The organism is Dokdonella sp. (genome assembly GCF_036518555.1).
Taxonomy (GTDB): Bacteria; Pseudomonadota; Gammaproteobacteria; order Xanthomonadales; family Rhodanobacteraceae; genus Dokdonella_A.
Genome location: NZ_DATDMY010000248.1, coordinates 1 through 6,850 on the forward strand (window position 1 = coordinate 1; position 6,850 = coordinate 6,850).

Genomic DNA, 6,850 nt, shown 5'->3' on the forward strand with positions numbered 1-6,850 from the left:
GCGGCAGCGCGACGCGCTCGAGCGCGTGCGCTTCGAGTGCTACGCGGATCTCGTCGCCGTGCGCGACGACGTGCGCGTTCGCGTACGCGGCGCAGCTCGGTGCGCACTTCGGCGCTTCGGCGAGGCGCGCGCGCAGGCCCGCGAGCAGATCGCCCGGTGGGAATGCCTGCGCGCGCGCGTGTGGCGCCGCGAGCGCGAAGAGCGCGACGAACGCCGCCGCAGCCGCGTGCGGCGGCGCCTTCCATGCGCGCACGACCGGCTTCAGCAGGCGCACGACCAGCCAGGCGAGCAGGCCGACGAGCAGGACGCGCAGGATGCGCACGAGCCACGAGGGCGCGATCAGCAGGCGCATCGTCTGCTCCGGCACGACGCGGCCGCTCCAGCCGAGTTCGTAGCGCTGGCCGCGTGTCCAGCCGGGCTCTCCCGCACCGGTCTGCAGCACGGTCGATTCGCCGTAGCGTTCGATCTTCTGGCTCATGGCGCGGTGGCGGAACACGCCCCCCGCAGCCTGCGACTTCGCCAGCTCTGCCGGCGGCGGCGCTGCGGGTGCGGATGCGGGCAGCGGCGCGGTCGCCACGGCGGCCTCGTCCTGCATGGCGTCCGCGGCAACCTCGCCTTCCCCCGAACGCGGCGCCGGCGCCATCGCCTGCCGGCGAGCGACGCCGAAATCGAAATCGGTCGCGCGACCCGTCGCACTGCCCTCGAGCTGCGGATGCATCGCCGTGCGCAGCTGGCCGGCGACGAACGGCAGCGCAGCGAGCGCGAGCACGATGAGCACGACGCGACGCGTCCATTCGAATGCGCGCGCGAGGCGCCCCGCCGGCAGCGCCCGCAGCGCAAGGCCCAGGCCGAGCGCGGCCAGCAGCAGCCAGCGCGGCGAACCGGGTTCCTGGTAGCCGAGCACGACGTACGCGACCGCGACGGAGACGCCGGCCCATCCGAGCAGGCGCCAGGCGAGCAGCGCGAGCACGGCGGCGACGAACACGTCGTAAAGCGTCCACGCCGACACCCAGCTGCCGCGCGCGAAATCCGCGCCCGGGGCCGCGAGCAGGCGATAGCCGTCGGGCAGGTGCACGGTGGCCGAGATGCCGTCGAAATTGCTGCGCCAGCCCGCGATCGGCCACGCCGCCGAGGTCGGCTCGATGCGCACGCCGGCGCCGAGATCGACCTCGGCCGAACGCCATTCGACGCCGGTGCTGCCGGGCTGCTCGCCACGCGTGACGAGCAGCGGATCGTCGCCCGCCTGCGCGCGTTCGAGCAGGAACGGCGGCGCGACGTCGAGGCGCCAATCGCGCAGCATGCGGCCGCGCACGCGGTCGCGCGCGAACCAGCCGTGGCCATCGAAATCGAGCCACATCTCTCGCTCGAGGCGCAACTGGTTCTGCGCGTCGGGGTCCTGCCCGCGCGAGCGCTGCTCGGTCGCGAGCGTGGCGCCATCGCCGAGCGCGAACGCGGGCAGCTGGGCCCATTCCGCGGGCACCTGCGCCTGTGCCGGGTCGACCGGCAGTTCGGCATTGGCGACCGTCACGCGCAGTGCCGGCGCGGCGGCGTAACTCCAGATCTCCTGCTGCGGCCACGGTTCGCCCGGGACGCGCGCCTTGACGGCGTCGACCGGCGAGAGCGCGCGCGCCTCGAGCACGAGCGTGTCGCTTCCCGGCTGCACGCGCACGCGGAGGCGACCGTCCGCATCGAGGCGAGCCGGCCACGCGCTCGCGAGCGACAAGGGATCGAAACCGGGCGGCAGCGCCGGGCCGAACACCTCCTCGCGCGCCTGTCCCGACACCGCGATCTCGATGCGCGTCGAGAGCAGCGCAGGCACGCCGTCCTCGAGGCGCCGGTAGACGCGCAGCTGCAGGCTGTCCGCCTCGGGCGCCTCGACTGCGACGCGCCCGAGCGTGACCTCGTCGCCATCGCGCTGCACCGGCGCGACCGTCCTGCCGTCGATGCTCAATGCGATCAACCCGACCGATTCGGGTACGCGCAAGGCCTGCGGCCGGTCCGTCCACGGTATGCGCGCGCGAATCTCGTGGCTGCCCGCGGCGAGGCGCAGTGCGGGTCCCTCGCGATCGACGACCGCAGCCGGCTGGCCGTCCACGGTGACCTCCTGCGGCCAGTGCGCGGCGTCGCCGGGCAGCGGCACCCAGCTGTCGGCATCGACGCGCCAGCGCTGCGCGAGGCTCGCTCCATGGGCGTCCGCCGCGAGCGCGAGTGTGCCCGGCCAGGCACACAGGTAATCGCCGGCCTGTGCGCCCGCGCGGCCGGAAATCAGCGGGCAGGCGCGGAATTCCTGGTCGTGCATGACCCAGGCTCGCCATGGCTCCAGCGCAGTGGGTACGTCGCTGGCGGCGTGCGCGGCGAACGGAAGGCAGAGTGCGAACAGCAGGCGGGCGAACGAACGCATGATCGATCCTTGTGCGAGGGTCCGGAACGCGGCATGCAACGGACCGGAACCCGGCCCGGGGTTTGCCGCTGCGGGTGCGTCAGTGCACCAGCAGGCGCCAGCCCTGCAACGCCGACGCGAGCAGGAAGCCGGCCAGGAAGAACAGGTAGCTGTAGCGCAGGTAACGGTACTTGTAGCGCCTGAGGTAGGTACCGAGCGAATAGATGTCGTTCGACCAGACGTAGTACGGCGAACCGTCGGGAGCGAGCGCGCGCGCCATCTCGCCGAGGTAGCGCTCGCGCGACAGCTCGGAGAAGTGGCCGAAGAACAGCAGGTTGAAATCCGCCGGCATGCGATCGCCGTGCAGCTTGAGCGAACGGTACTTCGGCAGCACCGCGAGGATCGCGAGCAGCAGCGCGGCGAGCGTGAAGCAGCCGAGAACGATCACCGACGCGCGCAGTTCGGGGTCGTTGACGTGCCCCATCGCGATCGTGAGCACGATCGACGACACCGTGATGATGATGTTCGCCTTCGTGTCGGCCATGCTCGACAGCGCGACGTGATGCTGCTGCGCGGTGCGCAGCAGGTTGTCGCCGGTATTGCGTTCGGGAATCCGCGCGAATGCCGCCATCGCGGCGGGGGAATGCTCGTCCATCGTCGCCTCGCTGCGCCTGTGGGCCGCATCTTAGCAATGAAGGTCCGCATGCGCGCCGGCCGGGCCAGCCAAGGATCGGCGCTTGCCCACCTGCGCACGCCGCGCGTAAGGTGGTCCGGCCCGTTTCCTGCTGGCGCCGCATCATGGAATTCGTCCAGAGCGCTCCGGTTCTCGGCAACCAGTACCGCGACGATCCGGTCCTGCGCGCGATGCTCGCGTGCAACCTGCCCGGGGACGTGCTCGCATCGATCGAGGGCGATCTCGACGAACTCGGTGCACACGCCGCGCAGGCCTGGATCGAGGCGCGCGCGGCGTCGGTCGTGCAACCGACGCTGCGCCAATGGGATGCGTGGGGCGATCGCGTCGATCGCATCGACGTCACTCCCGCGTGGCGCCTCGGCGCGGCGATGACGACGCGTTACGGGCTCGTCGCCGCGGGGCATGATTCCACCCACGGCGTGTACGCGCGCATCGACCAGTTCGCGCGCGTCTACCTCTACCATGTCGCGAGCGAGTTCTACACCTGCCCGCTCGCGATGAGCGACGGCGCCGCGACCGCGTTGATGGCGTCGGGTGCCTCCGCGCTGATCGAGCGTGCCGTGCCGCGCCTGCTCGCACGCGACCCCACGCGGCTCTGGCTGTCCGGACAGTGGATGACCGAGACCGCGGGGGGTTCCGACGTGGCCCGCACCGGCACCGTCGCACGGCGCGACGGCGACGGCACGTGGCGGCTCTTCGGACGCAAGTGGTTCACCTCGGCCGTCGTCGGCGAGATGGCGCTCGCGCTCGCGCGACCCGAGGGGGCTGGCGAGGGCACCGATGCGCTCGCGCTGTTCCTGGTCGAAACACGCGACGCGCACGGCCGCTGGAACGGCATCCGCATCGACCGCCTCAAGGACAAGCTCGGCACGCGCGAGCTGCCGACCGCGGAGATCCAGCTCGACGGCGCGCTCGCGACGCCCGTCGGCGAACTCGCGCACGGCGTGCGACTGATCGCGCCGGTGCTCAACGTGACGCGCACCTGGAACGCGGTCTGCGCGCTCGCGACGATGCGCCGCTGCATCGCGCTCGCGACCGATTACGCGCGACGCCGCGAGGCGTTCGGCAAGCCGCTCGCGCTGCAGCCGCTGCATCGCGCGACGCTCGCCGCGCTCGCGGCCGAGTTCGAGGCCGCCTTCCACTTCGTGTTCTTCGTCGTCGCGCTGCTCGGGCGCGGCGCGCAGGCATCGGCGGACGAACGCGCGCTGCTGCGCGTGCTGACGCCGCTCGCGAAACTCTGGACCGGACGCCTCGCCGTGCGCGTCGCGAGCGAGACCTGCGAAGCGTTCGGCGGTGCCGGCTACATCGAAGACACCGGCATCCCGCAGCTGTTGCGCGACGCGCAGGTGTTCCCGATCTGGGAGGGCACGACCAACGTGCTCGCGCTCGACGTGCTGCGCGCGCTCGGCGCAGACGGCGTCGACGCGCTCGTGGCGGCTGCGGGGTCGCTGCTCGCCGACGCCGGCGGCGACCACCACGGCATCGGCGCCTGCCTCGACGCGGCGCGCGCCTGGCATGCGCAGCGATGCACCTCGCGCGACGCGCTCGAGGCCGGCGCGCGTGGCTTCGCGCTGACGCTCGCGCGCGGCTTCGCCGCGGCCGTGCTCGCGCGGCATGCGGCCTGGGCGGTCCGTGCGCACGGCGAGCGGCGCGCGCTCGCTGCGCTCGACGCGTTCGCGGCCGCCGGGCTGTCGCGCCTCGCGTCCGCGGTGGACGTCGACGCGTTGCTGGCCGACAATTGCGCCCCCTGACGCGTGCCGACGCGTCGTCCTGCGCAGGAACACCGGCCCCATGCAGCACCTCACCATCGTCACGACCGGCGGCACGATCGACAAGATCTACTTCGACGACAAGTCGACGTTCCAGATCGGCGAGCCGCAGATCGGCGAGATCCTCGAAGCGCTCGGCGTCGCGTTCACGTTCGAGGTCCTGCCGGTGCTGCGCAAGGACAGCCTGCACATGACCGACGACGATCGCGCCGCGATCCGCGCCGCGATCGAGGGCCAGCCGCACCGCCACGTGCTCGTCACGCACGGCACCGACACGATGGTCGAGACTGCGCGGGCGCTGGCCGGGCTCGCGGGCAAGGTCGTCGTGCTCACGGGCGCGCTCAACCCCGCGCTGTTCAAGGGTTCGGACGCTGTGTTCAACATCGGCTGCGCGGTCGGTGCCGTGCAGACGCTGCCGGATGGCGTGTACATCGCGATGAACGGGCGCATCTGGGACCCCGCGCGCGTGCGCAAGAATCGCGATGCGAATCGCTTCGAGGCTTCCCGGGCCTGATCGTCGCACGCGCTCCGCGCGACGCGCTGAGCCGCCCGCCGCTCGATCGAGTGACCGCGCGACTGCCTCCGCTTCAGGAGCCGGGCGGAGCGAGTCGCTTTTCGTAACGCCAGACCTCGAGGTCGAACGGACCGGTCGGGACCTGCAGCCGGCTCACCATCGTTCCCGCGCGGCGCCAGCCGCATCTCTCGTAGAAGCGCGCCGCGCGCTGGTTGCCGATCGCGCACGCGAGCCAGGCGACACGGACGCCACGCGTCGCGAGGCCCGCCTCCGCGTCGGCGACGAGCGTCGCCGCGATGCCGCTGCCGCGCGCCGTGCGCGCGACGAAGAGCTGGTTGAGCTCGTCGCCGTGGGTGATGCTGAAGCCGAGCGGCGCGCCGGCGAGGCCGATCACGCGCGTGGCCGCCAGGTCGGCGGCGAGGCGTTCACGGAAGCTCTCGCGCGTTCGCCAGTGCGCGAGCTCCGCCGGCAGGATCGCCGCGTGGGCGTCCTGCCAGCCCTCGTGCCAGAGATCGGCGAGCGCAGCGACGTCGGCCCGCGTCGCGGCACGCACGACCGCACCGTCCTCGTTGACCATGCCCGGTGCCTCCGCGCGGCGGACGTAGCACGATAGCCGATCGCGCGGATCCGCTTCGACGCCCGAGGACGTCGCCTGGCGATCGGCCGCGAGCGCCCTGGTCCGCGCTGCCGAGGAAGCGGCGTTCGCGTTGCGCGCCGAAACGAAACGGCGGCCGGTTCGCACCGGCCGCCGTCGTCGCGTCGCCGTCCGTGGCGCGGGTTTCCGCTAGGGCGTGAAGCTCGGCGTCAAGGTGACGCCCGAGAACGTCGCGTACGCGCGCACGCGCACGTGGTACGTGCCCGCGGTCGGTGCGCTGAACGTGCACGTTTCGCTGTTGCCGCTCAGGTACGGCCGGCACAGGTAGCTCGACGTCGTCGGCGCGGCGTTGAGCTGCACGTACAGGTCCGCGTCGCCGCTGCCGCCGGCGATCTGGAACTTCAGGTTGGTCGCGCCCGACGGCACCACCAGCGTGTAGTCCGAGGTCCAGTTGCCCGTGGTCGCCGCGAGCCCGCTCACCGGCACGCCGTTCGACAGCGAGGTGCCGCCGCCACCGCCGCCGGTCGAGTAGCTGCCGGTCAGGCTCATGCCGCTGAAGGTCGAGTACGCGTTGATCATCACGTAGTACGTACCCGCCTGCGCGGTCGTGATCGAGCACGTCTCGCTGTTGCCCGATACCCACGAGCGGCAGTCGTAGCTCGAGGTCGTCGGTGCGGAGCCGAACTTGACGTAGAGGTCGCCGTCGCCGCTGCCGCCCGAGGTGACGAACTTGAGGTTCGTCGCGCCGGCCGGAACGACCATCGTGTAGGCGAGCTGGTTGCCGGTGGTCGCCGCGAGGCCGGTGACCGGCACGCCGTTCTGCAGCACGTTGCCGCCGCCGGCCGTGACCGTGACCGAACTCGTCTTGGTGTTGGTCGCGCCGCCGTTGTCGGTGACC

At 72.3% G+C, this 6,850-nt stretch carries 5 protein-coding genes and 1 pseudogene; 2 read left to right on the top strand and 4 right to left on the bottom strand.

All coding sequences use genetic code 11. The features are described from left to right. Positions 1–2,401 (bottom strand): annotated as a pseudogene (locus VI238_RS13555) (hypothetical protein); the annotation flags it as partial. A 79-nt stretch (positions 2,402–2,480) separates the two neighbouring features. Continuing rightward, the gene (locus VI238_RS13560; protein WP_331652231.1) at positions 2,481–3,035 is read right to left on the bottom strand and encodes a Pycsar system effector family protein; all 555 of its coding nucleotides are present in this window, start codon (positions 3,033–3,035) and stop codon (positions 2,481–2,483) included. A 143-nt stretch (positions 3,036–3,178) separates the two neighbouring features. On the opposite strand from VI238_RS13560, the gene VI238_RS13565 reads away from it, so the two are divergent. Both VI238_RS13565 and VI238_RS13570 read left to right on the top strand, forming a co-directional pair. Next, complete coding sequence (locus VI238_RS13565; protein WP_331652233.1) at positions 3,179–4,825, top strand: acyl-CoA dehydrogenase family protein; 1,647 nt, start codon at positions 3,179–3,181, stop codon at positions 4,823–4,825. Between the two features lie 40 nt (positions 4,826–4,865). Then, the gene (locus VI238_RS13570; RefSeq protein WP_331652235.1) at positions 4,866–5,357 is read left to right on the top strand and encodes an asparaginase domain-containing protein; all 492 of its coding nucleotides are present in this window, start codon (positions 4,866–4,868) and stop codon (positions 5,355–5,357) included. 73 nt (positions 5,358–5,430) lie between these two features. Here the strand turns inward: VI238_RS13570 and VI238_RS13575 are convergent, their stop codons facing one another. Together VI238_RS13575 and VI238_RS13580 are read right to left on the bottom strand one after the other, a co-directional pair. After that, positions 5,431–5,934: a GNAT family N-acetyltransferase gene (locus VI238_RS13575; RefSeq protein ID WP_331652237.1), complete on the bottom strand. Its 504-nt coding sequence runs from the start codon at positions 5,932–5,934 to the stop codon at positions 5,431–5,433. 207 nt (positions 5,935–6,141) lie between these two features. Further along, positions 6,142–6,850: PPC domain-containing protein (locus VI238_RS13580; protein WP_331652239.1), on the bottom strand; the 709-nt coding region annotated here is incomplete at its 5' end.